Raw genomic sequence first — 2,755 nt, 5'->3', positions numbered from 1 at the left:
CAGCTTCACGGCTTCTTCCTTGAGTTCCGGGGTGTACGTCTTCTTCAATGTCATCATAAAAGCTCCTGTTGGTGAACTTTACCAAACAAGAGTGTCCGAAAAAATCAGAGTACCTCAGTCCGACATCAGACTAGGCTTTTTGACGGCTTGTACTTCCCCAACGCGAACCTTCAAAACCCATACGACCTTTACCGCGATACGACTTCGTGGTATCGACTAATCAATCCAGCGCTTGCGGATCCAGCCGAAAAGTACCGAAAAATGCCTAACGGCGTTCAAAAGGCTATTGAGGCGGCAGTTGATACTGCGGAACGGTTCCACCGAGCTTTAGGAAACTATTATCACCCACACACCTACGTGTTTTATGGTGACGATTCCGGAAAGCTGTCATTCGGACAGATTCGATGGGTCGCATATCAGCAGGCAGGTGGGGTCACCGCGCTTACGCCAGGAAACCTTGCAAGTGCTCGCTACCTTGGTCAGACATCGACGGGAAAACGCCGTGTCCTGATCGAGGGGAAAACCGAGCTGCATTTCGCGCCTGAGCAGCAGGACACCCGCGGTGACGGGACGGTTTCTCATCAATCCGGTGCCGGGCCAGTTGGCAAAGTCAAACAGGTCTTTGCGACGGAGGGCTACGATCATCAAACGTCATATACAAATGACGGCATGCTCATGCTTACTCTCCGCTTGATCAACAAGATTGTTCAGGAGACCTTGTGAAACGTTGGGTCCAGGACAGGCTGGCAGGGATGCTAGCCGGGATCCTCTGCGCGGGACTGGCGGCTACTTGGGCTGTGGGCGAGGTCTTGGACAAACATGAGGTAGTTCGCCGGGACAAACACGAGGTAGCGCGTATGACCGAGAAAATGAAAACGGTATGCGTCGGCAGAATCTTGGTCGACGTACCAGAGGATGCGCAGGTCGAACTGACTCAAGCTCGCATTGACGGGTTCAACATTCGGGCTTTCGATGAAACCCTGAATGAGTTTCAGAAACGTATCTCCGAACGCGAGGCCCAAATCTCGTCGAAACCAGACAGGCCCGGCGGGAAAAAAAATCTGGAAGTGGCGCGAGATTTAAACACTGACACCGGAATCAGCGGAAAGATGTTCGTGCATAGCCGGACAGTCACGGAGGGCACCCGAGCAAAAGGATTGGAACTGGAGCGATATCGCTACGAAGACGTTACGGTAGAAGCGCTTGTACACGGCAATGGCATTAGCATCGACTTCTCCTCTGAGGGCCGGGATCCCGCATGGATCAAAGACTTGCCTTTGCTGGTCGAGAAGTTAGTTGCAAACGTGGAAAACCGCATTCCTCACGAATCTGGATTCTGCCTCGACCGGGCCTATTTCCGTGACCCGCTCACAGCTGATCAAGGCGAACAAATCATGATGCTCGCCAAGCTCCCAAGTCATCCAGACGTTGACTTCATGCTCATACTTTCAGCGGGTCTCACGCCCGACCAACAGGGACTCTTGGAAAGGGCCGAAGCTGGGGAAGGCCGACTCTCCCTATCAGAGAGAGCGCGCATTTCCAAGTTGCGCGCGGCACGCCGCGAGATCGATGGCCTTCCTGGCGAGGAGCTGGTCGAACTATATGTAGAGGAAAACGATGCCCGCGTTCATACTTTTTGGTGGGAGGTAAATGGGACGGAAGACAACGTCCTGATCCCTCACCTCGTTTTCAGAATGAATACGGGCACCAGCACCAACGGTCCGGTACCGTCCTCCTTGTCAGATGGTGCCGCACTCGGGTTATGGGACAAGATCACCTCAAGCATTCGCTTGCGGTCAACAACGCCCCGTGCCACTGCCCAGATTGAGCAAGTTGCGGTTCCGATCGGGACATACGCTTCAGCGGGAGACAAATGTCCGGAAAGCGGCTGGTGGCTTTGCAGTGAAGGCGGCGACGGAATTGGCGTGCTCGGCGGCCAACGACAGTACATCAAAAAGGGAGAGCCGATGCCGCAGGCTCTGTTACTACCCCAGCCAACCCTATGGGAAAGAGTACGCGGGTTGCAGCCCAGTTACGAATCGAAGAATCGAACTACCTGGAAACTTGTCGACCACCGTGCACGTAAAAGACTCCCGCCACCTCTGCCATTAGCGAAGGCGTTAGTGCCGAGCAGCACGGTGGTCGCTCTTGGCATCCCTGCCAACGGAAACGGCGACCGTGTCACAATTGGCAGCTATTCCTCAACTGGAGTCCCGTGCCCAGCAAGCGGCTGGTGGCGTTGTGAAGAATCGCATGCGCTTGATGGCACACGTTGGTTCGCCCACGGAAGCTTGCTGCCGCCGGCTACATTTACTGTTGCTCCGGGCATCTTCAGCCACTCGTCGAACGCCCCGCAGGCAATTCAACGCCGCAGTGGCTGGCGCTTGATGCGGCTTGCGGATGCACCAGATCTCACGGCAGGGGAAAGGGCGTATGGCAGCCGTGATCTACCGCCATCGGCCCAAGACGCATAAGTCTCGTGCTGTGCAGTAGTGCTGGCTGGTTTCAGTTCGTCTGACAGGGAAGTCTGTTGGTGAAATTGCCTAGGAGTTAACATGACGCGTGGCACACTCAGAAGGACAGGCGTTTGTGAAGTCGCGACCGAAGCGTCAAGAACACCTTGGTAATCCATGTCGCCTGAATCGCCCCGGCTTTCGTGGAGGCTGGTTAGTGTGAGTCAGGCCGGAACAGCCTGACCGCTCAATTGCTTGTAATAGTTTGCCTCAGCTTCTGCCGGCGGTATATAGCCGAGCGG

At 55.2% G+C, this 2,755-nt stretch carries 2 protein-coding genes; both read left to right on the top strand.

Annotated elements, in window-relative coordinates:
* Positions 1 to 147 precede the first annotated feature (147 nt).
* Positions 148 to 723 carry a hypothetical protein gene (locus tag AC56LK_RS25180; RefSeq protein WP_497187176.1) on the top strand — a complete coding sequence of 192 codons (576 nt, stop codon included), beginning with the start codon at positions 148 to 150 and terminating at the stop codon, positions 721 to 723.
* Positions 724 to 857: 134 nt separating this feature from the next.
* The gene (locus AC56LK_RS25175) at positions 858 to 2,474 is read left to right on the top strand and encodes a T6SS immunity protein Tli4 family protein (protein WP_497187175.1); all 1,617 of its coding nucleotides are present in this window, start codon (positions 858 to 860) and stop codon (positions 2,472 to 2,474) included.
* Positions 2,475 to 2,755: the final 281 nt, after the last annotated feature.

The sequence above is a fragment of the Telluria sp. ZB4P36 genome (assembly GCF_059685865.1).
This window is presented reverse-complemented; position numbering and strand designations above follow the sequence as displayed.

Coding starts and splice junctions, on each gene's coding strand:
- AC56LK_RS25175 (WP_497187175.1), top strand. CDS start 858: ATGACCGAGAAAATGAAAACGGTATGCGTCGGCAGAATCTTGGTCGAC.